Annotated in this window: 28 protein-coding genes; 21 read left to right on the forward strand and 7 right to left on the reverse strand. The window is 67.4% G+C overall.

Going from position 1 to position 25530, the window contains the following annotated elements; all coding sequences use genetic code 11:
• Positions 1-20: 20 nt before the first annotated feature.
• Together JI745_RS17520 and JI745_RS17525 are read right to left on the reverse strand one after the other, a co-directional pair.
• Positions 21-578 (reverse strand): YceI family protein, encoded by a 558-nt coding sequence (locus JI745_RS17520; RefSeq protein ID WP_201809869.1) that lies wholly within the window; start codon positions 576-578, stop codon positions 21-23.
• 29 nt (positions 579-607) lie between these two features.
• The gene (locus JI745_RS17525) at positions 608-1144 is read right to left on the reverse strand and encodes a cytochrome b (RefSeq protein WP_201809872.1); all 537 of its coding nucleotides are present in this window, start codon (positions 1142-1144) and stop codon (positions 608-610) included.
• A 251-nt stretch (positions 1145-1395) separates the two neighbouring features.
• Here JI745_RS17525 and JI745_RS17530 point away from each other — a divergent pair, with 251 nt between their 5' ends.
• The 10 genes from JI745_RS17530 to JI745_RS17575 all read left to right on the forward strand — a co-directional run bounded on the left by JI745_RS17530 (position 1396) and on the right by JI745_RS17575 (position 9205).
• Positions 1396-2196, forward strand: a complete 801-nt coding sequence (locus tag JI745_RS17530; RefSeq protein WP_201809875.1) for an IclR family transcriptional regulator — start codon at positions 1396-1398, stop codon at positions 2194-2196.
• Positions 2197-2207: 11 nt separating this feature from the next.
• The gene (locus JI745_RS17535) at positions 2208-2978 is read left to right on the forward strand and encodes an ABC transporter ATP-binding protein (RefSeq protein WP_201809879.1); all 771 of its coding nucleotides are present in this window, start codon (positions 2208-2210) and stop codon (positions 2976-2978) included.
• Positions 2979-3295: 317 nt separating this feature from the next.
• Positions 3296-4000: an ABC transporter ATP-binding protein gene (locus JI745_RS17540; protein ID WP_201809881.1), complete on the forward strand. Its 705-nt coding sequence runs from the start codon at positions 3296-3298 to the stop codon at positions 3998-4000.
• Between the two features lie 42 nt (positions 4001-4042).
• A complete protein-coding gene (locus tag JI745_RS17545) occupies positions 4043-5248 on the forward strand; it encodes an ABC transporter substrate-binding protein (RefSeq protein ID WP_201812624.1) in 1206 nt (401 codons plus the stop codon).
• A gap of 53 nt (positions 5249-5301) precedes the next feature.
• On the forward strand, positions 5302-6189 hold the full coding sequence (locus tag JI745_RS17550) for a branched-chain amino acid ABC transporter permease (protein WP_201809883.1): 888 nt from the start codon (positions 5302-5304) through the stop codon (positions 6187-6189).
• A gap of 2 nt (positions 6190-6191) precedes the next feature.
• Positions 6192-7145, forward strand: a complete 954-nt coding sequence (locus tag JI745_RS17555; protein ID WP_201809886.1) for a branched-chain amino acid ABC transporter permease — start codon at positions 6192-6194, stop codon at positions 7143-7145.
• Positions 7146-7149: 4 nt separating this feature from the next.
• Positions 7150-7404, forward strand: coding sequence for a DUF2164 domain-containing protein (locus JI745_RS17560; RefSeq protein WP_201809888.1), 255 nt, complete (start codon positions 7150-7152; stop codon positions 7402-7404).
• Between the two features lie 38 nt (positions 7405-7442).
• Positions 7443-7790: a GFA family protein gene (locus tag JI745_RS17565; protein WP_201809891.1), complete on the forward strand. Its 348-nt coding sequence runs from the start codon at positions 7443-7445 to the stop codon at positions 7788-7790.
• 6 nt (positions 7791-7796) lie between these two features.
• Positions 7797-8549, forward strand: a complete 753-nt coding sequence (locus tag JI745_RS17570) for a sulfite exporter TauE/SafE family protein (RefSeq protein ID WP_201809893.1) — start codon at positions 7797-7799, stop codon at positions 8547-8549.
• A gap of 14 nt (positions 8550-8563) precedes the next feature.
• The gene (locus JI745_RS17575) at positions 8564-9205 is read left to right on the forward strand and encodes an aspartate/glutamate racemase family protein (protein ID WP_201809896.1); all 642 of its coding nucleotides are present in this window, start codon (positions 8564-8566) and stop codon (positions 9203-9205) included.
• A 51-nt stretch (positions 9206-9256) separates the two neighbouring features.
• Here JI745_RS17575 and tesB read toward each other — a convergent pair whose 3' ends face one another.
• On the reverse strand, positions 9257-10147 hold the full coding sequence (gene tesB, locus JI745_RS17580; protein ID WP_201809898.1) for an acyl-CoA thioesterase II: 891 nt from the start codon (positions 10145-10147) through the stop codon (positions 9257-9259).
• A gap of 105 nt (positions 10148-10252) precedes the next feature.
• Here tesB and JI745_RS17585 point away from each other — a divergent pair, with 105 nt between their 5' ends.
• Complete coding sequence (locus JI745_RS17585) at positions 10253-11353, forward strand: phospholipase A (protein WP_310738677.1); 1101 nt, start codon at positions 10253-10255, stop codon at positions 11351-11353.
• Here JI745_RS17585 and JI745_RS17590 read toward each other — a convergent pair.
• A complete protein-coding gene (locus tag JI745_RS17590) occupies positions 11340-14912 on the reverse strand; it encodes an indolepyruvate ferredoxin oxidoreductase family protein (RefSeq protein ID WP_201809900.1) in 3573 nt (1190 codons plus the stop codon). The two genes, JI745_RS17585 and JI745_RS17590, sit on opposite strands and share 14 nt — an antisense overlap.
• 180 nt (positions 14913-15092) lie before the next feature.
• On the opposite strand from JI745_RS17590, the gene JI745_RS17595 reads away from it, so the two are divergent.
• From JI745_RS17595 to JI745_RS17615, 5 genes are read left to right on the forward strand one after another with little or no spacing between them, the layout of a single operon-like run.
• On the forward strand, positions 15093-15653 hold the full coding sequence (locus JI745_RS17595; RefSeq protein WP_201809902.1) for an Lrp/AsnC family transcriptional regulator: 561 nt from the start codon (positions 15093-15095) through the stop codon (positions 15651-15653).
• Entirely contained in the window at positions 15653-16768 is a 1116-nt protein-coding gene (locus JI745_RS17600; RefSeq protein ID WP_201809905.1) for a diguanylate cyclase, read from the forward strand. The genes JI745_RS17595 and JI745_RS17600 overlap by 1 nt, the downstream gene beginning before the upstream one ends.
• Complete coding sequence (locus JI745_RS17605) at positions 16768-17649, forward strand: EamA family transporter (RefSeq protein WP_201809907.1); 882 nt, start codon at positions 16768-16770, stop codon at positions 17647-17649. The genes JI745_RS17600 and JI745_RS17605 overlap by 1 nt, the downstream gene beginning before the upstream one ends.
• 55 nt (positions 17650-17704) lie before the next feature.
• Positions 17705-18913: a PAS domain-containing sensor histidine kinase gene (locus tag JI745_RS17610; RefSeq protein ID WP_201809909.1), complete on the forward strand. Its 1209-nt coding sequence runs from the start codon at positions 17705-17707 to the stop codon at positions 18911-18913.
• Positions 18910-19557, forward strand: a complete 648-nt coding sequence (locus JI745_RS17615; RefSeq protein ID WP_201809911.1) for a response regulator transcription factor — start codon at positions 18910-18912, stop codon at positions 19555-19557. Before JI745_RS17610 ends, JI745_RS17615 begins: the two co-directional genes overlap by 4 nt.
• 1 nt (position 19558) lies before the next feature.
• Here JI745_RS17615 and nhaR read toward each other — a convergent pair whose 3' ends face one another.
• On the reverse strand, positions 19559-20449 hold the full coding sequence (gene nhaR / locus JI745_RS17620; protein WP_201809913.1) for a transcriptional activator NhaR: 891 nt from the start codon (positions 20447-20449) through the stop codon (positions 19559-19561).
• A 75-nt stretch (positions 20450-20524) separates the two neighbouring features.
• Here nhaR and JI745_RS17625 point away from each other — a divergent pair, with 75 nt between their 5' ends.
• Complete coding sequence (locus JI745_RS17625; RefSeq protein ID WP_201809915.1) at positions 20525-21295, forward strand: TerC family protein; 771 nt, start codon at positions 20525-20527, stop codon at positions 21293-21295.
• A gap of 18 nt (positions 21296-21313) precedes the next feature.
• Positions 21314-22003 carry a Bax inhibitor-1/YccA family protein gene (locus tag JI745_RS17630; RefSeq protein WP_201809917.1) on the forward strand — a complete coding sequence of 230 codons (690 nt, stop codon included), beginning with the start codon at positions 21314-21316 and terminating at the stop codon, positions 22001-22003.
• 3 nt (positions 22004-22006) lie between these two features.
• Here the strand turns inward: JI745_RS17630 and JI745_RS17635 are convergent, their stop codons facing one another.
• On the reverse strand, positions 22007-22540 hold the full coding sequence (locus JI745_RS17635; protein ID WP_201809920.1) for an alpha/beta hydrolase: 534 nt from the start codon (positions 22538-22540) through the stop codon (positions 22007-22009).
• A gap of 105 nt (positions 22541-22645) precedes the next feature.
• Between JI745_RS17635 and JI745_RS17640 the strand changes: the two genes are divergently transcribed.
• Both JI745_RS17640 and JI745_RS17645 read left to right on the forward strand, forming a co-directional pair.
• Positions 22646-23101 carry an Lrp/AsnC family transcriptional regulator gene (locus JI745_RS17640; RefSeq protein ID WP_201809923.1) on the forward strand — a complete coding sequence of 152 codons (456 nt, stop codon included), beginning with the start codon at positions 22646-22648 and terminating at the stop codon, positions 23099-23101.
• Positions 23102-23200: 99 nt separating this feature from the next.
• Positions 23201-24247 (forward strand): aldo/keto reductase, encoded by a 1047-nt coding sequence (locus JI745_RS17645; protein WP_201809925.1) that lies wholly within the window; start codon positions 23201-23203, stop codon positions 24245-24247.
• Between the two features lie 11 nt (positions 24248-24258).
• Here JI745_RS17645 and JI745_RS17650 read toward each other — a convergent pair whose 3' ends face one another.
• A complete protein-coding gene (locus JI745_RS17650; protein ID WP_310738678.1) occupies positions 24259-24912 on the reverse strand; it encodes a L,D-transpeptidase in 654 nt (217 codons plus the stop codon).
• Between the two features lie 114 nt (positions 24913-25026).
• On the opposite strand from JI745_RS17650, the gene JI745_RS17655 reads away from it, so the two are divergent.
• Positions 25027-25350 carry a thioredoxin family protein gene (locus tag JI745_RS17655; protein ID WP_201809927.1) on the forward strand — a complete coding sequence of 108 codons (324 nt, stop codon included), beginning with the start codon at positions 25027-25029 and terminating at the stop codon, positions 25348-25350.
• Positions 25351-25530 lie beyond the last annotated feature (180 nt).

Genomic DNA, 25530 nt, shown 5'->3' on the forward strand with positions numbered 1-25530 from the left:
GGGAGGGGAGGGGTCGGGAATCAGAGCGGGGCCACGCCGGTCAAGGCGAACTTCAGCTTGACCTGCACGTCGTTGGCCACCATCGAGGTGTCTTTCCAGTCACCGTCGCCGATCTTGAAATCGAGGCGCTTGAGCGTGAAGCCGCCGGTGGCGGTGGTGGTGCCGCCGGCTTGTGCCAGCGCGACCGGCACGACGATGTTCTGGCTCGCGCCCTTGATCGTCAGCTTGCCGGCCACCTCGAACTTGCCGGGGCCGGTGGCCTTGACGGCCGTCGACTGGAAGCTCGCCTGCGGGAAGGCCTTGGTATTGAACCAGTCGGGCTTGGCCACTTCGGCCTCGGTCTCGCTGGAGCCGAAGCTCACGCTCGCGAGGTCGACCGTGAAGGCGATCTTGGCCGCGTCGGGCTTCTTCGGGTCGAACGCCACTTGGGCGTCGAACTTCTTGAACTTGCCGTCGACGGGCACGCCCATCTGCTTGCTGGTGAAGGCGATCTCGCTCTGGGCCGGCACCAGCTTCTGCTGGGCCGAGGCGCCGAAGGCGAGGGTGGCGAGCGCCATGGAGACAAGGAGTGTTTTCATTTGGAGCGGTCCTTTCAACCGCAGAAGTGTCAGCCGCGCAGGGACATGCGGCTGATGAGACCGTCGCGGTCGATGAACTGGTGCTTGAGCGCCGCGGCGATGTGCATCACCACCAGGGCCGCCAACGCGTACGCCAGGTAGGCGTGCCAGGGCTTGATCGCCTCGGCCAGGGCCTTGTCCGGCGAGACGAAGTCGGGCAAGGGCAACACGCCGAACCAGACGATGGGGAAGCCAGCCGCCGAGCTGTAGGCCCAGCCGACCAGCGGCACCGCGAAGAAGAGCGCGTACAGCGCCCAGTGCGTGGCATGCGCGGCACCGCGCTGCCAGGCCGGCATGGGCGGGTCGGCCGGCGGCCGGTGCGTCAGGCGCCACAGGAGGCGCAGGGCCGAGAGCGCGAGGATGGTCACCCCCGCCCACTTGTGCCAGTTGTAGTACTTGAGGCGCTGCGGGGAGAAGGGCAGGTCACTCATGTAGACGCCCATGCCAAACGCGCCGACGATCGCCAGCGCCAGGACCCAGTGGAAGGCAATGGCGACCGTGCTGTAGCGGGTGCGGGGTGTGTTCATGAGGTTGGCACTCTACGGAAGCGGCGTTCGAAGCCGTTCACCGACCTTGATGTGAGCCTTCAAATTTTTGAACGTCCGGAGTGTCCGCTCAGACCGAGGGCTTACGCAAAAGTGCCGACACGCAAACCCTGAGCGGACTTTCCCTAGGACGGGTTCGGCGCATCTTGCAGTGACGCACAGCACTCTTAGACTCGGCCCTCGGCAGTTCAGGTAACTGAATTCCGTTCAATTGGCTGAACATCGAACCCTGCATGCAACCCGCCGTGGCCACCGCACCTTCCACCGCCAAGCCCGCCCTCGTGCCGGCCGTGGCGCGTGCCATGGCGCTGCTGGACCTGCTGGAAAAGGAGCGTGGCCCGATGAGCCTGGCCAAGCTGTCGACCAGCCTCGCGCTGCCCAAGAGCAGTGTGCATGGCCTGTGCAACACCCTGGTGGCCCTGGGGTACCTGCGCCGCCAGGACGACGGCGCCTTCTACATCGGCCCGCGCGTGATGGGTCTCGCGCATGCGTTTGCCGAAGCGACCACGCCGGCGCAGGAGTTCGAGCGCCTGTGGGCGAGCCTCGGCACCGTGCCCCAGGAGACGCTCATCCTCTCGGTGCTCGACGGCACCGACGTCGTCTACGTCGGCGTGCGCAACGGCATGCGCCCGCTCGGCATGGCCTTCAGCGTGGGCATGCGCCTGCCGGCCCACCGTGCCGCGACCGGCCGCGCGATGCTGGCGTTCCACGACGAAGCCTGGGTCAAGCAGCTCTACCCGGCGGCGCGACTGCCCGCCTACATGAACCTGCCGGCCATGCGCCGCAGCGACCTGCTGGCCGAGCTGACCGAAACCCGCGAGCGCGGCTTCAGCATCGACGACGAGAGCGTGCGCCAGGGCGTGTACTGCCTGGCCGCGCCGGTGCGCGCTGCTTCGGGCGAAGTCGTGGCCGGCCTGGGCGTGTGCATGCAGAAGGCCGGGCTCAAGCCGCGCTTCGTCGCCCAGCAGCGCGACACCGTCATCGACCTCGCCCGCCGCCTCTCGGAACGGCTCGGTGCCTCTCCCCAAAAGTAAAGCGACGACCCATGAGCGACATCATTCTCGAAACGCGCAAGCTCACCAAAGAGTTCAAGGGCTTCGTCGCCGTCAACCAGGTCGACCTGAAGGTCAAGCGCGGCCACATCCACGCGCTGATCGGCCCCAACGGTGCCGGCAAGACCACCTGCTTCAACCTGCTCACGCACTTCATCACGCCGACCTCGGGCCAGATCGTCTTCAACGGCAACGACATCACCGGCGAGGCGCCGGCCCACATCGCGCGGCGCGGCATCATCCGCTCGTTCCAGATCTCGGCGGTGTTCCCCCACCTCACGGTGCTCGAGAACGTGCGCGTGGCCCTGCAGCGCAAGCTCGGCACCTCGTTCCACTTCTGGAAGCCCGAGCGCTCGCTGCACACGCTGAACGACCGTGCCCTCGAGCTCTTGCGACAGGTCGACCTCGAGAGCTACGCCGAGCACACGACGGTGGAGCTCAGCTACGGCCGCAAGCGTGCGCTCGAGATCGCCACCACGCTCGCGATGGAGCCCGAGCTGATGCTGCTCGACGAGCCCACGCAGGGCATGGGCCTGGAAGACGTGGACCGCATCCGCTCGCTGATCAAGAAAGTCTCAGCCAACCGCACCATCCTGATGGTGGAGCACAACATGAGCGTGGTGGCCAGCATCGCCGACACCATCACCGTGCTGCAACGTGGGGCCACGCTGGCCGAAGGGCCGTATGCCGAGGTGTCGAAGAACCCGGCGGTGATCGAGGCGTACATGGGCTCTGCGAATGTCGAACTGAAGGGGGCGCATTGAGATGAAGCTTGCCCCTTCGACGATTGGCGCGAGCCGACGCTACCGGGTGACCGGCTCCGCTCATGTCCCCCGGCCAGGCTGCGCCTGGCCTCCTCCTTTACTTCGCTGCGCCGGTCACCCGGCAGCGTCGGCCAGGCACGACGGTGGCACGCATGGCTCGTGGCGTGCCAGGGCCGTGGCTTGCTCGCTGCGGTGGGGCGCCGTGTGGAGTGAAGTAAAGGAGGAGAGGCGGGCGCAGCCCGCCTCGGGGGACATGAACGGAACACGGCGCCCCGCCGCAGCGAGCCTGCGCAGTCCGCAGCAAAGGACCCATTGAGATGCCCACCAAGTTTCTAGAAGTCAAAGAACTACAAGGCTGGTACGGCGAGAGCCACGTCCTGCACGGCGTGAACTTCCACGTCGACGAAGGCGAAGTCGTCACGCTGCTCGGCCGCAATGGCGCGGGCCGCACCAGCACGCTGCGCGCGATCATGGGCCTCATCGGCTCGCGCAAGGGCAGCGTGAAGGTGAAGGGCCAGGAGGTGATCACCCTCCCCACCCACCGCATCGCAAGGCTCGGCCTCGGCTACTGCCCCGAGGAGCGCGGCATCTTCTCCACGCTCTCGTGCGAAGAGAACCTGATGCTGCCGCCCAAGCAGGCCGAGGGTGGCATGAGCATCGCGCAGATCTACGACATGTTTCCCAACCTGAAAGAGCGCGCCAGCAGCCAGGGCACGCGGCTTTCAGGCGGCGAGCAGCAGATGCTGGCGGTCGCGCGCATCCTGCGCACCGGCGCCAAGCTGCTGCTGCTCGATGAAATCTCGGAAGGCCTCGCACCCGTCATCGTGCAGAAGCTCGCCGAGATGGTGGTCGCTCTGCGCAAGCAGGGCTACACCATCGTGATGGTGGAGCAGAACTTCCGCTTCGCCGCGCCGCTGGCCGACCGCTTCCTCGTCATGGAGCACGGCCGGATCCTCCAGGAGTTCACCCAAGCCCAACTGCCTGACCGCATGGCCCAGCTCCACGAGTACCTGGGCGTTTGACCTGCTCGCTCTGTCTCTCACCACCCTTAGGAGAAACACATGATGAAACTCAAGAACATCGCAGCCGCCGCCACCCTGGCCTGCGCATCCGCACTCGTGCCGGCACAGGCGCAGATCTCGGGCGACGTGATCCGCATCGGCTTCATCACCGACATGTCGGGCCTGTACTCCGACATCGACGGCCCGGCCGGCGTCGAAGCCATCAGGATGGCCATCGCCGACGCGGGCGGCAAGATCAACGGCAAGACGATCGAGCTCGTCTCGGCCGACCACCAGAACAAGCCCGACATCGCCGCCGCCAAGGCGCGCGAGTGGTTCGACACCAACGGCCTCGACATGCTGATCGGCGGCACCAACTCCGGCACCAGCCTGGCCATGGCCAAGGTCGCGGCCGAGAAGAAGAAGCTCTTCATCTCGGTGGGCGCCGCCACCTCGGCGCTGACCAACGAGCAGTGCAACCCCTACACCGTGCACTGGGCCTACGACACCGTGGCCCTCGCCAAGGGCACCGGCAACGCGGTCGTGAAGGCCGGTGGCAAGAGCTGGTACTTCCTGCAGGCCGACTACGCCTTCGGCGCGCAGCTGATGAACGACACCTCGTCCGTGGTCAAGGCCGCCGGCGGCAACATCGTGGGCTCGGTGAAGCACCCGCTGTCGGCGAGTGACTTCTCGTCCTTCCTGCTGCAGGCGCAGTCGAGCAAGGCGCAGATCCTGGGCCTGGCCAACGCCGGTGGCGACACCATCAACAGCATCAAGGCGGCCAACGAGTTCGGCATCACCAAGACGATGAAGCTCGCCGGCCTCTTGATGTTCATCAACGACGTGCACTCGCTGGGCCTCAACGCCACGCAGGGCATGTACCTCACCGACAGCTGGTACTGGAACCGCGACCCCGAGACGCGCGCCTGGAGCCGCAAGTTCTTCGAGAAGATCAAGCGCATGCCCTCGTCCATCCAGGCCGGTGACTACTCGGCCGCGTTCAACTACCTGGCCGCGGTGAAGGCGACCGGCAGCGACGATGCCGACAAGGTGCTCGCCCAGATGAAGAAGGGCAAGGTCAACGACATCTTCGCCAAGGGCGGCTACATCCGCGACGACGGCCGCATGGTGCACGACATGTACCTGATGCAGGTGAAGACGCCGAAGGAATCGACCGAGCCGTGGGACTACTACAAGGTCGTCGAAACCTTCAAGGGCGATGTCGCCTGGACGACCAAAGCGGAATCAAAGTGCGCTTTGTGGAAGTAAGAGCCAGCCACGGCGCGGGCTGATCCCGCGCCGATATTCAACAAGACACCGCCATGACTGAAATCTTCGGCATTCCCATACAAGCCTTCATGGGCCAGCTCATGCTGGGCCTGGTGAACGGCTCGTTCTACGCCATGCTGAGCCTCGGGCTGGCGGTGATCTTCGGCCTCTTGGGCATCGTGAACTTCGCGCACGGCGCGCTGTACATGATCGGCGCCTACGTGGCGTGGTTCTCGCTCGAGAAGTTCGGGCTCAACTACTGGATGGCGCTCATCGTCGCGCCGCTGGTGGTGGGTGCACTCGGCCTCGTGATCGAGCGCACGCTGCTCAAGCACCTCTACAAGCTCGACCCGATCTACGGGCTCTTGCTCACCTTCGGCATCTCGCTGATCTTCGAAGGCGTGTTCCGCGAGCAGTACGGCGTGTCGGGCCAGTCGTACTCGGTGCCCGAGGCGCTGCAAGGCGCCACCAACCTCGGCTTCATGGTGCTGCCCAACTACCGCGCGTGGGTGATCGTCGCCTCGCTGGTCGTGTGCCTGGGCACCTGGGCGCTGATCGAGAAGACGAGCCTGGGCGCCAAGCTGCGCGCCGGCACCGAGAACCCGGCGCTGGTGCAGGCCTTCGGCATCAACGTGCCGATGATGGTGATGTTCACCTACGCCGGCGGTGCCGCGCTCGCCGCGCTGGCCGGCGTGCTCGCTGCGCCGGTGATCCAGATCACGCCGCTGATGGGCAGCAACCTCATCATCGTCGTCTTCGCGGTGGTGGTGATCGGTGGAATGGGCTCGATCCTCGGCTCCATCCTCACCGGCCTCGCGCTCGGCCTCGTCGAAGGGTTGACCAAGGTGTTCTACCCCGAGGCCTCCAACATCGTGGTGTTCGTCATCATGGCCATCGTGCTGATGATTCGCCCCGCCGGCCTGTTCGGCAAGGAGAAATAAGCATGGCCACCACCGCCATCACCCAGACACGCAACGCACGCATCGCGTGGGGCGTCGTCTTCGCGCTGCTCGCCATCGCGCCCTTCGTCGGCCTGTACCCCGTCTTCATGATGAAGGCGCTGTGCTTCGCGATCTTTGCCTGCGCCTTCAACCTGCTACTGGGCTACACCGGCCTGCTGTCCTTCGGCCATGCAGCCTTCCTCGGCTCGGCGGCCTACGCCACCGGCTGGCTGGTGCGCAGCGCCGGCTGGTCGCCCGAACTCGGCCTCGTGGCTGGCGTGGTGATCGCGGCGGCACTCGGCCTCGTGGTCGGTGCGATCGCCATCCGGCGCCAGGGCATTTACTTCGCGATGATCACGCTCGCGATGGCGCAGATGGTGTTCTTCGTCTGCCTGCAGGCGCCCTTCACCGGCGGCGAAGACGGCCTGCAGGGCGTGCCGCGCGGCAAGCTCTTCGGCCTGCTGCCGCTCGGCAACGACGTGGCGATGTACTACCTGGTGCTCGCGATCTTCGTCGCGGTGTTCCTCGGCATCCTGCGCATCGTGCATTCGCCTTTCGGCCAAGTGCTCAAGGCCATCCGCGAGAACGAGCCGCGCGCCATCTCGCTCGGCTACGACGTCGACCGCTACAAGCTGCTGGCCTTCGTGCTCTCGAGCGCGCTCGCCGGCCTGGCCGGTGCGTTGAAGACCCTGGTGCTCGGCTTCGCCACGCTGACCGACGTGCACTGGTCGCTCTCGGGAGAGGTGATCCTGATGACGCTGCTGGGGGGCCTCGGCACCTTCGCCGGCCCGGTGATCGGCGCCTTCACCATCATCGGCCTGCAGAACTTCCTGGCCGACCGCGTGGGCTCGTGGGTCACCGTCATCATCGGCGTGATCTTCGTGGTGTGCGTGATCGCGTTCCGGCGCGGCTTCGTCGGCGAGCTGCTGGCGTGGCAGCAGCGCAAGAAGTCCTGAGCGCATGGCCATCGAGATCCCGAAGGACGCTCGCAAGGAGGCCATCGCCTCCATCGAGCGTTACTTCCAGGAGAACATGGAGGAGAAGATCGGCAACATCGCCGCCGGCGCGTTGCTGAACTACTTCCTCGAGGAGATCGGCCCGCTCGTGTACAACCAGGCCGTGGCCGACGTGCAGGAGCGGCTGCGCATGCGCGTCGACGAGCTCGACGTCGAACACCACGAAGACGAGTTCCAGTACTGGCGCAAGCGCCGCTGAGTGGGCACCATACGCGCCTTCAATCCAAGGAGAAGCGCATGAAGTACACCGGCAGCTGCCACTGCGGCAAGGTCGCCTTCGAGGTCGACGGCGAGATCGGCACGGCACTCGCCTGCAACTGCTCGATCTGCCAGCGCAAGGGCTCGTTGCTCTGGTTCGTGCCCCGGGACGAGCTCAAGCTCAAGACACCGGAAGACGCCGCCAGCACCTACACCTTCAACAAGCACGTCATCCAGCACCGCTTCTGCCCACGCTGCGGCATCCACCCGTACGGCGAGGGTGTCGACCCCAAGGGCAATGCGATGGCGGCGATCAACGTGCGTTGCCTCGAGGGCATCGACCTCGAGACGGTGAAGGTCCACCACTACGACGGGCGCTCCAAGTGACACCGCATGCAGGGCGCTGAGATCGCGCTGCTGGTCGTCGGGGCGGCGATCGCGGGCTTCGTGCAGGGCCTGTCGGGCTTTGCCTTCGGCATGGTGGCGATGTCGATCTGGGTCTGGGCGATCGACCCGAAGGTGGCGGTCGTGATGTCGATCGCCGGCGGCCTGTCCGGGCAGATCTTTGCCGCCGTGCGCCTGCGCCGCGGCCTGCAGTGGCCACTGCTGTGGCCCTTTCTCGCCGGGGCGCTGGCCGGCGTGCCGCTGGGCGTGGTGGTGCTGCCCTACGTCGATGCGGTGGTGTTCAAGTTCGGCCTCGGCGTGACGCTGATGGTGTGCTGCTCGGCGATGCTCTTCGCGCAGCGGTTCCCGCGCGTCACGCGCGGCGGTCGCATCGGTGATGGCCTTGCGGGCCTGGCCGGTGGCGTGATGGGCGGGCTGGGTGGTTTCACCGGCGTCGTGCCTTCGCTCTGGTGCACCGTGCGCGGCTGGGACAAGGACACCGCGCGCGCCGTGCTGCAGAACTTCAACCTCGCCGCGCTCAGCGTCACCTTTGCCACCTACGTGGGCACCGGCATGGTCACGCGCGAGATGTGGCCTCTGTTCGCGGTCGTGGTCCCGGCCCTGCTGATCCCCTCGGTGCTGGGCACACGGCTTTACGTCGGTTTGAGCGAAGCGGCGTTCCGCCGGGTGATCCTGGGTTTGCTGACCTTCTCGGGGTTGGTCATGATCGCGTCGTCGCTGCCCGTCCTGCTGAAGCGGTGACGCGAGAGACCGCCATGGCCGACATCACTTTCCTGCACACCTCTCCCGTCCATGCGGCCACCTTCGACGCGCTGCTCAACGACGTGGCGCCGCATTGCACCGCCACCCACATCGTGCGCGAAGACCTGCTCGCCACCGCGCAGCGGGATGGCGTCGACGACGCCGCGCTCATCGCGGCCGTGGGCGCGGCCTTGCACGGCGCCGCGGCCGACGCACGCGCCGTGGTGTGCACCTGCTCCACGATCGGCGGGCTGGCCGAAGCCACGCAGGCGCGCGTGCCCATCACCCGCATCGATCGCGCCATGGCCGACGAAGCCGTGCAGCGCGGCGCCCCGGTGTTGATGGTCGCGGCCCTGCAGAGCACGCTGCAGCCGACCGAGCAGCTGTTGCGCTCCTCCGCGGAGCGCCTCGGGCTGCCGCTCGTGTTGCGGTCGTTGTGGGTGGAAGGGGCCTGGGCCCATTTCGAATCCGGGCAGCGCGAGGCCTACCTGGCCAGCATCGCCGCAGCCGTGCGCCAGCATGCGCAGCCTGGCGAGACCATCGTGCTGGCCCAGGCGTCGATGGCGGGCGCGGCCGAGTGGCTGGCCGAAACCGGCCTCGTGGTGCTGAGCAGCCCGCGGCTGGGCCTGGTGCATGCCCTGCGTTTCATCGGGTGAGCTGAGCGCCGAGTGGTGCGCTGTGCGATGCACCGCGACGCCTGACCCGGCTCAAGCCGGCTTCCTGGCCTTCGGAGGCTGCGGCCGCATCAACCCCTCTTGCGCGACCGAGGCGATCAGCCGCCCGTCCTGCGTGTAAATGCTGCCGCGACAGAAGCCGCGCGCGCCGCTGGCGGCGGGCGAGTTGGTCGCGTAGAGCAGCCACTCGTCCATGCGGAAGCTGTCGTGGAACCACATCGCGTGGTCCAGGCTCACGCCTTGCACGCTGCCGTTCATGAACGAGAGACCGTGCGGCAGCAGCGCTGCGCTGAGCAGGCCGAAGTCGGACGAGTAGGCGAGCATCGCCTGGTGCAGCACCGGGTCGTCGGGCAGGCGGTCGGAGGCGCGGAACCACGAGTTGTTGACCGCCGCGCGCTCGCCGGCGGGCGGCGGGTTGAGCGGGTTGAAGGGCTCGCAGTGGCGGATGTCGATCGCGGTCTCGGCGTGCAGCACGGCGCGCAGGCGCTCGGGCAGCTGGTCGAAATGCTGGCGGCGCAGCTCGTGCACGCTGGTCAGGCCCTCGGGCGGCGGCACCTGGGGCATGGCGTCCTGGTGCGACACCCCGTCTTCCTTCACATGGAAGGAGGCAGCGAAGTTGAAGATCGGCTGGCCATGCTGGATGGCCACCACTCGCCGCGTGGTGAAGCTGCCGCCGTCGCGGATGCGCTCCACGTCGTAGACGATCTTGGCCTGCTTGTCGCCGGGGCGCAGGAAGTAGGCATGCAGCGAATGCACCGAGCGGTCACGCCCGACGGTGAGGGCCGCCGCCATCAGCGCCTGGCCCAGCACCTGCCCGCCGAAGACACGCGGGCTGCCGATGTCGCCGCTGATGCCGCGGAAGAGGTTGTGTTCGAGCTGCTCGACCTGCAGCAGCTCGACCAGTTCTTGGACTTGGGTGTTCATGGCTGAAATGATCTCACCAAACCTGCCGCTACCATCGCGCCACCGCTGCCATGCCGAGGCCACGTGTCGAATCCTGCTCCTACTTGTTTTGCACGTCCGCACCCCGTGAAATCGCTCGTCTGGGTCGCACTGTTGAGCGGCGGCGCGGCATGGGCCCAGGTGGCCACACCGGCCGCACCGGCGGCCTCGGCAGCGCAGGAGCCGTCGCCGGGCTTGCAGGAGTGTGCGGCCATCGGCGCGCCATCCGACCGCCTCGCCTGCTACGACAAGCTTGCCGGCCGCAAGCCGCCCTCGCCGCCGCCGGCCGACGTGCCCATCGCCACCACGCAGATGGCACCGCAGGGCGCGGCCACTGCGCCCGCGCAGGAGGCCAAGCCCGAGGCCTCGCCGCTGTCGCAGTACTGGGAGCTGGACGCAACGGACAAGCGCGGCACCTTCAACCTGCTCGGCTACCGCGCCAACTACGTGATGCCGTTGCACAAGACCAACCGCATCAACCGCGCGCCCCAGTCCCCCACGCAGACGGCGGTGAACCAGCCCAACTACCGTGACGTCGAGGCCAAGTTCCAGATCTCGCTGCGCACCAAGGCGATCCAGGATGTGTTCGGCCGGGGGAGCGGCGACCTGTGGCTGGCCTTCACGCAGCAGGCGATGTGGCAGATCTGGAATGGCAAGGACTCCAAGCCCTTCCGCAACACCGACTACGAGCCCGAGGCGATCTACGTGTTTCCGGTGCCCAAGGTCGCGCAGCACCTCCCCTTCGGGTGGCAGTGGCGCCTGGGGCAGGTCGGCATCGCCCACCAGTCCAACGGCCAGTCGGACCCTTTGTCACGCAGCTGGAACCGGGTCTACATCGGCACCGGCTTCGAGCGCGGCGACCTGAGCCTGCAGGGGCGTTTCTCGCATCGCCTGAGCGAGAAGCGCGAGCGCGACAACAACCCCGACCTCGTCGACTACCGCGGGCGCACCGAGCTGCAGCTGGGCTGGACACCCGGCGCCAGCACCAGCTCGCTGCTCTGGCGCAACAGCGCGCAGCGCAGCGACTGGGGCGCGCTGCAGTTCGAGTGGACCTACCCGGTGGCCAAAAGCCGGCCCAACGGCCTGCGCTGGTTCGTGCAGGCCTTCCATGGGTACGGCGAGACGCTCACCGACTACAACTTCAAGCAGACGAGCTTCGGCTTCGGGCTCGGGTTCATGCAGTTCTGACCGCCTGGGCAGGCGCGCGGCGCCACGCGTCGAGCAGCGCCTGCCACTTCGCCCGCGCGCTGGCGAGGTGCCGGGCCTTCACATGGCCGTAGCCGCGGATCTCCTCGGGGATGCTGGCAATCGCGATCGCTTGCGGCAGGTTGGCGGCGTTGAGCGTCTGCAGCACTTCGTCGAGGCTCGCGCGGTATTCGCCGATCAGGGCACGCTCGGTCTTGCGCTCTTCGGTGCGGCCGAAGGGGTCGAAGGCGGTGCCACGCAGGCCCTTGAGCCTGGCCAGCACGCGGAAGGCGGTCTTCATCCACGGGCCGAAGCGCTGCTTGACGAGTTCGCCACGTTCGTTGTGCTTCGCGAGCAGTGGCGGCGCGAGGTGGTAGTTCACGCGGTAGTCGCCCTCGAACTGCGAGGCGATCTTCTCCAGGAAGCCGGTCTCGGTGTGCAGGCGGGCCACTTCGTACTCGTCCTTGTAGGCCATGAGTTTGAAGAGGTAGCGGGCCACGGCTTCGGCGAGCTTCGTGCTGCCCAGAGGCGCCTCGGCCGCGCGCACCTTGTCGACGTAGGCGCGGTACTGTGCCGCGTAGGCGGCGTCCTGGTAGGCGGTGAGGAACTCGACGCGCTTGCTGACCAGCTCCTCGAGGTTGCCCGAGGGCTTGCGCACGAACTCGATCACCTGCGACGGCTGTGCGAGAGACTGCACGGCGCGCAGGTCGTGCGCGGCGCGGCGGCCCCATTCGAAGGCCTGCTGGTTGCGCTCGACCTGCACGCCGTTGAGCTCCATCGCGCGCATCAGCGCGGCGTGCGACAGCGGGACCTGGCCCTTCTGCCACGCGTAGCCGAGCATCATCGGGTTGGTGTAGAGCGAGTCGCCGCAGAGTGCCACCGCGAGCTGCTCGGCATCGAAGGCGCCGAACTTGTCTCGGCCCGTGGCGGCCATCAGCGCGGCTTCGCAGCTGGCGGAGGGGAACTGCCAGTCGGGGTTGTTGACGAAGGCCGCGGTCGGCGAGCCGTGGGTGTTGAGCGCGACGAAGGTGCGGCCTTCGCGCACGACCGCGAGCGTGCTCTTGTTGGCGCCGACGATCGGGTCGCAGGCGAGCACGAGGTCGGCTTCGGCGGTGCCGACCTTGGTGGTGTAGATCGCGTCCATGCTGTCGGCGATCTGGATGTGGCTCCAGGTGCTGCCACCCTTCTGCGCGAGGCCGGCGGCGTCCTGCGTGACGATGCCCTTGCCTTCGAGGTGCGCGGCCATGCCGAGCAGCTGGCCGATGGTGATCACGCCGGTGCCGCCGACGCCGGCGACGACGATGCCGAAGGCCTGGCGCGTGTCGGGCAGCTGCGGCTCGGGTACGCTGATCTTCGACGGATCAGGGCGTGAGGCTTCCGCCTTCTTCGCCGTCTTGAGCTGCCCGCCCTGCACGGTGACGAAGCTCGGGCAGAAGCCCTTCACGCAGGAGTAGTCCTTGTTGCAGGTGTTCTGGTTGATGCGGCGCTTGCGGCCGAATTCGGTCTCGACCGGCTCCACGCTCAGGCAGTTGCTCTGCACCGAGCAGTCGCCGCAGCCTTCGCACACCAGCTCGTTGATGACGACGCGGGTGTCGGCGTCTTTCATCGTGCCGCGCTTGCGGCGGCGGCGCTTCTCGGTGGCGCAGGTCTGGTCGTAGATGATGGCGGTCACACCCTTCACCTCGCGGTATTCGCGCTGCAGGCGGTCGAGCTCGTCGCGGTGGAAGACCTGCACGCCGGGGGCGAGTGCCACGCCGTCGTACTTGCCAGGGTCGTCGCTCACGATGCTGAGCGCGGCCACGCCTTCGGCCTTCAGGCTCTGCATGATCTGCAGCACGCTGTGGCCTTCGGGCCGTTCGCCCACGCGCTGGCCGCCGGTCATCGCGACCGCGTCGTTGTAGAGAACCTTGTAGGTGATGTTCACGCCCGCCGCGATGCTCTGGCGGATGGCGAGGATGCCGCTGTGGAAGTAGGTGCCGTCGCCCAGGTTGGCGAAGATGTGCTCCTCGGTCGTGAACGGCGCCTGGCCCACCCAGGGCACGCCTTCGCCGCCCATCTGCGTGAAGGTGGAGGTGCTGCGGTCCATCCACACCACCATGTAGTGGCAGCCGATGCCGGCGACTGCGCGAGAGCCTTCGGGGACGCGGGTCGAGGTGTTGTGCGGGCAGCCGCTGCAAAAGAAGGGCAGGCGGTCGCCGCTGTCGGCCTTGAGCACCTGCAGCGATTTTTCTTTCGCGTCGATGAGCGCGAGCCGGGCGTCGATGCGCGCGGCGGTGTCGGCGTCGACGCCCAGCTTCTTCAGCCGCTTGCCGATCGCCTTCGCAATGATGGCGGGCGTGAGGTCGGCCTGCGCACGTAGCAGCCAGTTGGCGCTCGGATTGGGCTGTGACCATTCGCCGCCGGTGTGGTCGCCCTCGGCTTCGTCGAACTTGCCGAGCACGTTGGGGCGCACGTCGGGGCGCCAGTTGTAGAGCTCTTCCTTCAGCTGGTACTCGATGACCTGGCGCTTCTCCTCCACCACCAGGATCTCCTGCAGGCCGGTGGCGAAGTCGCGGGTGATGGTGGCCTCCAACGGCCACACCACGTTCACCTTGTGCAGGCGGATGCCCAGCCGCCGGCAGTCGTCGTCGGAGAGGCCGAGGTCGTGCAGGGCCTGGCGGGTGTCGTTGTAGGCCTTGCCGCTTGCAATCAAGCCGAAGCGATCGTTCGGGCCTTCGATCACGTTGTGGTTGAGCTTGTTGGCCCGCACGTAGGCGAGCGCGGCGTACCACTTGTGGTCCATCAGCCGCGCTTCCTGCTCGAGCGGTGGGTCGGGCCAGCGGATGTGCAGGCCACCCGGCGGCATGACGAAATCTTCAGGCAGCAGGATCTGCACCCGGTCGGGGTCGACGCTGATGCTGGCCGACGATTCGACGATTTCCTGGATGGTCTTCATCGCCGTCCACACACCGGAGAAGCGGCTCATGGCAAACGCATGCAGACCCATGTCGAGGATGTCCTGCACGCTCGACGGGAAGAAGACCGGCAGCCCGCAGGCCTTGAAGATGTGGTCGCTCTGGTGCGCGGCGGTGCTGCTCTTGGCGATGTGGTCGTCGCCGGCGAGTGCGATCACGCCGCCGTGCCTGGCGGTGCCAGCCATGTTGGCGTGCTTGAAGACGTCGGAGCAGCGGTCGACCCCCGGGCCCTTGCCGTACCAGAGGCCGAAGACGCCGTCGAACTTCTTCTTCTCGGGGTAGAGGTCGAGCTGCTGCGTGCCCCACACGGCGGTGGCACCGAGCTCTTCGTTCACGCCGGGCTGGAAGACGATGTTCTGGGCCGACAGGTGTTTCTTCGCCGCCCACAGCGCCTGGTCGTAGCCCCCGAGCGGCGAGCCGCGGTAGCCGCTGATGAAGCCGGCGGTGTTGAGCCCCACCATCGCATCGCGTGTGCGCTGCAGCATGGGCAGCCTCACCAGAGCCTGCACCCCGCTCATGAAGGCGCGGCCGGTCGGCAACGCGTACTTGTCGTCGAGCGAGACGCTCTCCAGGGCACGGCGGATGGACTCGGGCAGCGGTGCGTTCATGCGTCGGGGCTCCTGTATTCCTGTAAGGGGCAGGGCTGCAGCTCGTGACCGCGGCCTGCCGTGAGGGGTGGGACGGTGCGGCCAGTGTAGGCAAGGGTGCCGCGGAAGTCCTTTCTTTGTTTGCTCGAAAGAAGGGTGTTCCAGCAATAATCTTTCTTCAACTGCGCATCTGGAATCGAAATGCCGCTCAAAAAGCCATTCCCAGGGAAAACCATCAAGCCCGTCGACGACATCGCCGAGCCGCATGGTGATGCGCTCGACCGCTACGACGTGCTGATCCTGCGCGAGCTCCAGCAAGATGCTCGCCTGTCGAATGCGGAGCTCGCCGCGCGCATCGGCCTCTCGGCCGCGCCCACCTGGCGGCGTGTGAAGTGGCTGGAAGAGCAGGGCTACATCACCGGCTACCGTGCCGAGATCGACCGCCGCAAGATCGGCCTCGGCGTGCTGGCCTTCGTGCGGGTGGATGCCGAGCGCAACAACGGCCTCGCCACACGGGCGCTGGAAGACGCGATCCGCAAATTGCCCGAGGTGATCGCCTGCCACTACATTTCAGGCACCGGCACTTTCGAGCTGCAAGTCATGGCCACAGATCTTGATGCGTTCTCCCGCTTTTCGATCGACACCTTGCTCAATCTGCCGAACGTCAAAGACATCCACACCAGCTTCTCGCTGGGCGAAGTGAAGGCCGGGGCGGCATTGCCTCTTACTCATCTGCAGACCGGCAAGACCCGCTCACGCTGATGTCGTCTTCCCGCCTGGCCGACTGGTTGTTCGGCACGGAACCCAAGCAGCGGCTGCGGCTGGTGCAGTGCGGCACGGCCATGCTGCTGGTGCTGGGCAGCGTGCTCAACATGCAGTACCTCGTGTGGGCGGGTCTCGCGCCGATGGAGCCCACCGCGTGGTGGACGCTGGTGCTGATCGGCGGCTTCGTGGTCTTCTTCATCACCATCCGCAGCGGGCAGAACCTGCGCTACGCCGAGCCGTCGTTGACGGTGCCGCAGATGGTGTTCGCCATCCTCTGCGCCGCAGTGGGGTATGCGCTGGCCGGCAAGGGGCGCGGCGGCGCCTTTCCGATCCTGATGGTCGTGTTCATGTTCAGCATGTACTCGCTGGCGCCGAAGACGGTGCTGCGCACCAGCTTCTTTGCGGTGGCGGTGTTCGGCGTGACGATGGCGACGATGGCCTACCGCAAGCCGACGGTCTATGAGCCGGCGGTGGAGTGGGGCCACTTCATCATGATCGCGATCATGGTGCCGGCGGTGGCGGTGCTGGCCGGGCAGCTGAGCCGCCTGCGCGACCGGCTGCGCCGGCAGAAGAAGGACATCGCGCTCGCGCTCGCGCGCATCCAGGAGCTCGCCACGCGCGACGAGCTCACCGGCCTCATCAACCGCCGCCACATGGTCGAGCTGATGGAGCAGGAGCGCCAGCGCGGGGTGCGCTCGGGCCAGTCGTTCTGTCTCGCGGTGATCGACATCGACGGCTTCCGCGAGATCAACGACAAGCATGGCCATGCGTTCGCCGACGAGCTGCTGCGCCGCTTCGCCAACGAGGCGCTGAACGTGATCCGCATCTCCGACCTGCTCTCTCGCTGGGACGGCAAGGAGTTCCTGCTGATGCTCAGCAACACCCGCGCGTCGCTCGGCCGCACGAGCCTCGAGCGCCTTCGGGAGCGCATGAAGGCGATGACCGTCGAGGTGCCAGGGGATGCGTCAGGAGCAGGGCCGCTGCACCTGAGCTTCTCGGCCGGCGTGGCCGAGCACCGCGCCGGCGAGTCGGTGGCCGACACCGTGCAGCGCGCCGAACACGCGCTCATCAACGCCAAGGCCTCGGGCCAGAACCGGGTCGTCGTCGCCTGATGGCCCACCCGCCCTGGCGGCACCTGCTGCTCGCGCTCGCCGTGGTGGCCGTGTGGGGCACCAACTTCGTTGTCATCAAGGTGGCGCTGGCGCATCTGCCGCCGCTGCTCTTTGCGGCGCTGCGTTTTGCGCTCGCCTTCTTTCCAGCGGTGCTGCTGCTGCCCAGGCCGCCGGTGCCGTGGCGCAACCTGGCCGCCTATGGGCTGCTGATCGGCGTCGGCAACTTCGGGGTGCTGTACCTCGCGATGAAGGGCAACATTTCACCCGGCTTGGCCTCGCTCGTGATCCAGACGCAGGTGTTCTTCACCATCGTGCTGGCCATGCGTGTGGCGCGTGAGCGCGTGCAAGGTTTCCAGTGGGTGGCGCTGGTGCTGGGCGCGGCCGGCATCGGCGTCATCGCCCTGCACACCGGCGGCGACACCACCGTGCTCGGCCTCGCCATGGTGCTGGGCGCCGCCTTCTGCTGGGCCAGCGGCAACATCGTCGCCAAGCAGGCCGGGCAGGTGAACATGCTGGCGTATGTGGTGTGGTCGAGCGCCGCGGCGGTGCCACCGCTGGTGCTCATGTCGCTGGTCTTCGAGGGCTGGCCGGCCATCGAGGCCGGGCTGGTGCAGGCCGATGCGGCCACCTGGGCCGCGGTGCTCTGGCAGTCGCTCGGCAACACGCTCTTCGGCTACGCCGCCTGGGGCTGGCTGCTGGCGCGGCACCCCGCGGCCAGCATCTCGCCGATGGCGTTGCTGGTGCCGGTGTTCGGCATGGCCTCGTCGGGCTGGTGGCTGGGCGAGGCGCTGCCGGCGTGGAAGCTGGGCGCCGCGTCGCTCATCCTGTGTGGCCTCGCGCTGAACGTGCTGTGGCCGCGTTGGCGCACTGCACAAAAATAAGCACGCTTGGCACAGGCCTTGCACTCGGATGGTGAACCGTCCCGAGTGATTGCCCATGTTGTCCGAGCTGAGTTTGCCCGCGCGTACTTCCTCCGCGCACCTGACGCCGCACCCCAGCGGCGCCTGGAGCGAGCGCCTGCAACTGCTGCTCGAGTCCACCGGCGACGGCATCTTCGGCATCGACATGGACGGTCGATGCACCTTCGTCAACCGCGCCGCCGCCGAGATGTTGGGCTACCGCACCGAGCAAGTGCATGGCCGCAATATGCACGAGCTGATCCACCACACCCACGCCGATGGTCGCCACTATCCCGAGTGCGACTGCCCGATCTTCAACGCCTTCCGTCGCGGGCTGCCCTGCCGCATCGACAGCGAGGTGCTGTGGCGCTCCGACGGCAGTGCCTTCAGCGCCGAGTACTCCTCGCACCCGGTCATCGATGCAGGGGTGGTGCAGGGCGCGGTGGTCACGATCGTCGACATCACCGAGCGCAAGCGCGCCGAGGGCGCCCTGCGGCAGGCCCACGAGGAGCTGGAGCGCCGGGTCGAAGAGCGCACCCACGAGCTGACGCAGGCGCTCGGCCAGCTGCGCGAGCTGTCGGCCTACCTCGAGACCGTGCGCGAAGACGAGCGCACGCGCATCGCGCGCGAGATCCACGACGAGCTGGGCTCGTTGCTCGTGGCCCTGAAGATGGACGTCAACTGGCTGGAGAAGCGCGTCGACGACCGGGCGCTGCTGCTCACCAAATGCCAGGGCATGGGCGCTCTCATCGACCGGGCGGTCGACAACCTGGGCCGCATCATCACCGACCTGCGCCCGAGCATCCTCGACCACCAGGGCCTGTGGGCCGCGCTCGAATGGCAGGCGCAGGAGTTCATCGAAACGACCGAGCTGCGACATGAGCTGCAAGTGCATGTGCACCACGGCGTTGAGCCACCGACCGGCCCGCAGGGCGAGCGCTGGGCGATCGCGGTGTTCCGCATCTTCCAGGAGATGCTGAGCAACGTGGCGCGGCATGCCAAGGCGAGCGCGGTGTTCGTGCGCCTGTACGTCGACGGGCCGGTGGCGCCCGTGCTCTACCTCGAGGTGCGCGACAACGGCGTCGGCGCGCCGCGCGAAGCGCTCGAAGACCGGCGCAGCTACGGCGTGATGGGCATGCGCGAACGCGCCGGGCACTTCGGCGGCAAGCTCACCATCGACGGCATGCCCGGTCAGGGCACCGTGGCGCGATTGACCATGCCCTTGCCAGCGGAGGCAGCACCATGAAGAAGATCAACGTCCTGATCTGCGATGACCACCTGATCGTGCGCCAGGGCATCCGCCAGGTGCTAGCCGATGCCCCCGACATCACGGTCGCCTTCGAAGCGGCCAACGGCCCCGACGCGCTGAACCGGGTGCGCCAGGGCGGCATCGACGTGGTGCTGATGGACATCGCGATGCCGCACCGCGACGGGCTCGACGTGCTGCGCCAGATGAAGAGCGAGTTCCCGAAGGTGCCGGTGCTGATGCTCTCCACCTACCCCGACAAGCAGTACGCGGTGCGCAGCATGAAGCTCGGCGCGGTGGGCTATCTCAACAAGAGCGCCGACTCCGAGCAGATGATCGCGGCCATCCGCAAGGTGGCCTCGGGCGGGATGTTCATCACACCGGCCGTGGCCGAGCACCTGGCGAGTGCCATCGGCGCCGGCCACACCGAAGACAAGCCGCTGCACGAGCGCCTGTCGCACCGCGAGTACCAGGTGTTCCGCCTCCTGAGCCAGGGCCGCAGCGTGAGCGAGATCGCCGATCAGCTGGCGCTGTCGTCCAACACGGTGAGCACCTACCGCGCGCGCATCCTTGAAAAGACCGGGGTGCGCAACGACGTGGAGCTGGCGCTGTACGCCGTGCGCCAGGAGCTGACGCAAGTTTGAGCTACGCGAGGAAGCGCCCGCGCGCCGACTCGGTGATCGCCACGACGCAGGGGTGCGTGATGCGCCGCTCCACCGAAATCGCGTAGAACTCTTCCACCAGTGCCTCGGTGCGGCCGAGCACCTTCACTTCGTACTGCTCGCAGGTTTCGTCTTCCAGCACGGTGGGCGACATGAAGACTCCCTGGCCTTCGCGGCCGAAGGCCTTCATCAAGGCGGCGTCGTCGAACTCGCCCACCACGCGCGGGTGCAGGCCCTGCTCGGCCAGCCACAGGTCCAGCCGCTGGCGCATCGCAGAGCTGGCGCCTTGCGACAGGAAGGGCGCCCCGTCCAGGCACTTCGGGAAGCTGCCTTTCAGCGAACGCCGGAGTCCTGCCGACGCGAAGAAGCTCATCGCGGTGGTGCCCAGCGGGTGGTTGTAAGCCTTGACGCTCACCGACTTGCCCATCGGCTCGTCGGCGATCACGAGGTCGAGCCGATGCACCGAGAGCTGGCCCAGCAGGTCCTGCAGCTTGCCTTCATGGCCGATCAGGCGGGTGTTGGGCACCCGCAGTGCCGGCTCGATCAGCCGATAGGCAATGGCTTTCGGAACCTGGTCGGCGATACCCACGCGAAAGGGCAGGCTCGCACCCGCGGTGCCGGCACGGCCGATCGCCGCCTCGAGCTCGGCGCTCAGCGCAAAGATCTGGTCGGCATAGCCGAGGGCGGTACGGCCTTCCTCGGTGAGCTCCAGGTGCCGCCCCTTCTTGCGGAACAGCGCACAGCCCAGGCGCTCCTCGAGCATCTTGATCTGGGTGGAGAGCGTCTGCGGCGTGGTGTGCAGCTGCTCGCCGGCGCGCATCACGCCGCCGGCCTTGGCCGTCGCCCAGAAGTAATAGAGGTGCTTGAAGTTCATGCTTCATTTTTTCAGAAGTCATGCTTCCAAAATGGCGACTTTACGCGAAGTGTTTAGGCGCCTAGATTCGGCCTAATGGAATTCCTGTCTGACCCCAACGTCTGGATCGCGTTCGCGATGCTCACCGCCCTCGAGATCGTGCTCGGGGTGGACAACATCATCTTCATCTCCATCCTGGTGGGCCGCCTGCCGGCGCACCAGCGTGACATGGCGCGCCGCCTCGGCCTCGGCTTCGCGATGCTGAGCCGCCTGGCGCTGCTCTTCTCGCTGAGCTGGGTCATGAGCCTCACAGCCGATCTCTTCACGGTGGCCGGCCAGGGCATCAGCGGGCGCGACATCGTGCTGCTGCTGGGTGGCCTGTTCCTGCTCTACAAGGCTTCGCACGAGATCTTCGTCGAGGTGGAAGCGCGCGAACAGGACGGCCCGCCGAAGACCGACCCCGCCACCGCCAAGTCGGTGGGCGGCAAGTTCTTCTGGGCCATCATCGGCCAGATCGCCATCATCGACATCGTGTTCTCGCTCGACTCGGTGATCACCGCCGTCGGCATGGTCGACCAGTTGCCGGTGATGATCGCCGCCGTGGTCGCCTCGGTGGCCGTGATGCTCTTCGCGGCCAAGCCGATCGGCGAGTTCGTCGACCGCCACCCGTCGGTGAAGGTGCTGGCGCTGGCCTTCCTGGTGATGGTGGGCATGGCGCTCACTGCCGAGGCCTTCGACGTGCACGTGCCGAAGGGCTACATCTACGCTGCGATGGCCTTCTCGCTGGCCGTCGAAGCTTTGAACATCCGCGCCCGGAACAAGCGGCGGGCGGCGGAGTCTCATGAATCGTCCTCCGCTGGTGCCTGATTCACAAAAGGAGTCTTCATGAACTACGACATTCAACAGACCTACGGTGGTGCGATTGCATCGCCGCAGGAGCGCAACAAGGTCCTGCGCAACACCTACTGGCTGCTGGCGCTGTCGATGGTGCCCACGGTGCTGGGCGCCTGGATCGGCGTGGCCACCGGCATCGCCGCGGCCATGTCGCCGATGGTGAGCGTGGTGGTCTTCCTGGGCGGCGCCTTCGGCTTCATGTTCGCCATCGAGAAGACCAAGAACTCGGCTGCCGGCGTGCCGCTGCTGCTCGCGTTCACCTTCTTCATGGGCCTGATGCTCTCGCGCATGGTCGGCATGGTGCTCGGGCTGGCCAACGGCGCCGAGCTGATCATGATGGCCTTCGCCGGCACGGGCCTGATCTTCTTCGGCATGGCGACGCTGTCGTCGGTGATCAAGCGCGACCTGACCAGCATGGGCAAGTGGCTCTTCATCGGCGCGATCATGTTGCTGGTTGCCGGCATCGCCAACATCTTCCTGAAGTCGCCCGCGCTGATGATCACGCTGTCGGTGCTGGCCATCGGCATCTTCTCGGCCTTCATCCTGCATGACCTCAAGCGCGTGCAAGACGGCTACGAGACCAACTACATCACGGCCACGCTGGGCGTCTACCTGAGCCTGTACAACGTGTTCCAGTCGCTCTTGGCGCTGTTCGGCATCTTCGGCGGTCGCGAAGAGTAAGTCTCAGCCTTCTGCCCGCCAGCGCACCACCCGCGCCCAGCCCTCGGCCCAATCGCCGAGACCACTCTGGGCGTTGAGGTGGCCGCGCGGGCCCATTTCGATGTGTTCGGCCCGCCACTGGCGGGCCGTTTCTTTGGCGAAGGCCTCTGTCGAATACGGGTCGTCCTGGCTGCTCACGCAGCACAGCCGGCGGCCGGGCAGGCTGCTCGGCAGCGGCGCGAAGCCTGTGGCCTCGCGCGGGAAGGCCGGGCCGTTCGGGTCGGGCACCGCCACCAGCAAGGCAGCATGCAGGGCGCGCCGGGATTGCGCCGCCCAGTGCGCCACCACCAGGCAACCGAGGCTGTGGGCCACCACGATCGGCGCTTCTGCCGCAGCGTGCACGGCCGTGTCGAGCGCCTGCACCCATTCGCTGCAGACCGGCTGGTCCCAATCACGTTGCATCACCCGCGTCACGCCAGGCTGCAGCGCTTCCCAGCGCGACTGCCAATGGGCCGGGCCGGAGTTCTGGATGCCGGGGACGAGCAGGACGGGGCGCATGGTCGAAGACGTGAGTGGACGATGCGGCCTACGATAGTCAGCACGCCATGCGCCCACCATGGCCTGCCATCGGAAGTTCGCCCGCCAAACCTTCAGTTCATCGCCATGACCGCTGCTGCGCCGCTCAAGCTCGACAAGAAAGACCACCTGATCCTGCAGGCGCTGCAGGCCGACGCGCGCCAGCCGCTGGCCGCGCTCGGCCGGCGCATCGGGCTGTCGCAGCCGGCGATCAGCGAGCGGGTCAAGAAACTGGAGGATGCGGGCGTGATTGCCGGCTACGGCGCGCGCGTCAACCTCGCCGCGGTCGGGCTGTCGCTGCAGGCGGTGGTGCGTGTGCGCACGACGCATGCGCACATCCAGCGCTACGTGGCGCTGTTCCAGGCCATGCCCGAGGTGCTCGACGCGGTGCGCGTCACCGGCGAAGACTGCTTCATCGTGCGTTGTGCCTTTGCCGGCCCGCAGGACCTGGAGCGGGTGGTCGATGCGCTGGCGGCGCACGGCAGCGTGAGCACCTCGCTCGTGCTGTCGCACCCGGTCTCGAAGCCCGCGCCCATCGGCTGAGGCGGGGCGGAGCGCGAGCACCGCGCAGAACCCTCGCTGCGCGCAGGGGCGTGTGCGCTCTGCCTATGCTGCGGGGTTCTGTCGTTGCGGAGCCTCCCCATGCGCCACCTGCCCCTCGGCCGTACTGGCCTCTTCGTCTCAGAGCTGTGCCTCGGCACCATGACCTTCGGCGGCAGTGCCGACATGTGGGCCAAGATCGGCACCCTGCAGCAGTCGGACGCCGAGCGCCTTGTCGGCCAGGCGCTCGATGCGGGCGTCAACTTCATCGACACCGCCGACGTGTACGCGGGCGGCGCGTCGGAGCAGATCACCGGCCAGGCGCTGAAGAACCTGAAGGTGCCCCGCGAGAGCGTGGTGGTCGCGACCAAGGTCTTCGGTGAGACGGGGGCGTCGCCGAACGCCCGCGGCAACTCACGCGGCCACATCCTCGATGGCGTGAAGGCGAGCCTGAGGCGCCTGCAGCTGGAGCACATCGACCTCTACCAGATCCACGGCTTCGACCCCGCCACGCCGATCGAGGAAACGGTGCGGGCGCTCGACACGCTGGTGCGCGACGGGCGCGTGCGCTACGTCGGCGTGTCGAACTGGGCCGCGTGGCAGATCGCCAAGGCGCTGGGCATCAGCGAGCGGCTGGGGCTCGCGCGCTTCGAGTCGCTGCAGGCCTACTACACCGTGGCCGGGCGTGACCTGGAACGTGAGATCGTGCCCATGCTCAAGAGCGAAGGCGTGGGCCTGATGGTGTGGAGCCCGCTTGCGGGCGGTTTGCTGAGCGGCAAGTTCGCCACTGGGCAGGCCGAGGCGGGCAGCCGGCGTGCGGGCTTCGATTTCCCGCCGGTGCTGCGGCCGCGGGCCGAGGCCTGCATCGAGGCCATGCGGCCGATCGCCGAGGAGCACGACGTGTCGGTGGCGCAGGTGGCGATCGCGTGGCTGCTGCACCAGCCGCAGGTGACGAGCGTGATCGTGGGCGCCAAGCGCCCGGACCAGCTGGCCGACAACCTGGCGGCGGTGAAGCTGCGATTGAGTGCCGACGAGCTGCGGGCGATCGACGAGGTGAGCCGTCTGCCGCCGGAATACCCGGGCTGGATGTTCGAGCGGCAGGGCGACTTCCGCCGTAAGCAGCTGCGCCAGGCCGGCCGCGAAGTCTGAGCGCGGGCGGCTCAGTGCCCGCCGGCCACCGTGGTCACCGGCAAGCCGAAGAAGGCCTGCACCGACTGCCGCTCGGGAAGCACGTAGACCACGCCGCGCGTGCGGCCCAGAGAGGGGGCGACCACCGCGTCGTAGAACGCCGGCGGCACCACCACGCAGCCGAGCGACGCGCGTTTGTCCTCGGCCCCGCCATTCGCGAGCCGTGCCATGCGCTCGCCCTGCGAGGCACCGGGGCGCACGCGGTGGATGGCGAGCGCCGCCTGGTAGTCGAACCACACGATGGCCTCGCCGGTCAGGTTGCGGCCCGGCCGGGAGTCGAAGCGGCCTGCCGGCGTGGTGCGGTCGGCAAGCGGAATGCGGTTCACGTCGCCATCGGCCACGCCGGGCACCGAATGATCGCCCGGGGCCTGGCCCAGCAGCACCGGCGTCGCGCCGAGCAGCTGGCCGTCGGCGGCAAAGACGAAGAGGCGGGCCGCCTTCTTGTCGACCACCGCAAACGGCTGCTGGCGGGTGTCGCCGCTGTCGAGCGCCCACTGGCGCACGTCGCGGGCGTCGGCGGTCAGGGGGTCGGCTGCGGCCGGCAGCGCAGCCACGGCGCCCGCCGCGGCCCACGCGAGGGTGACGGTGGCCAGGGCCTGGCGGAGAAAGCGGGTCGAGGACTGCACCGCGCGACTGTAGGAATTTGCCGCGTTCTACGGGTATGAAAAATGCCGCATTCGAAGGCGGCATCACACCTTCTTACGCGCCCCTAGACTTGTTGCCTTTCAGGAGAACGGCCCATGACCCAGCCCTACCAGGAAGCCCAACCCGATCGTTCCGAGATCGATGCATGGCGGGGCCTGGCCGTGGTCGATTTCGGCACCAACTGGTGCGGCTTCTGCCGTGCAGCGGAGCCGGCGGTCGAGGCCGCACTGGCAAAGCATCCGCAGGTGAAGCACCTCAAGGTGGAAGACGGCCCGGGCCGCCCGCTCGGCCGGTCGTTCAAGGTGAAGCTCTGGCCCACGCTGGTGTTCCTGCGCGATGGTCAGGAGGTGTCTCGATTGGTGCGGCCGAATGACACGACTGCCATTCAGCAGGCACTGGGCGCGCTCGAACAACACTGACGTGCAGGATCGGAGCAGCGCGCGGCAGTCTCCGAGAGCCCCAAGGGGCAGGCCGGACGCCTAGCCGAAGCGGTGGGTGTGTTCCGCTGACAGGCACAAAAGAAAAAGCCCGCGACCATTCCTGGTGGCGGGCTCGTCTTCCGGGCATGGGGGCTCACCACTCGGAGTGGCTGCGGCCAT

The organism is Piscinibacter sp. HJYY11, from assembly GCF_016735515.1.
Lineage (GTDB): Bacteria > Pseudomonadota > Gammaproteobacteria > Burkholderiales > Burkholderiaceae_C > Rhizobacter.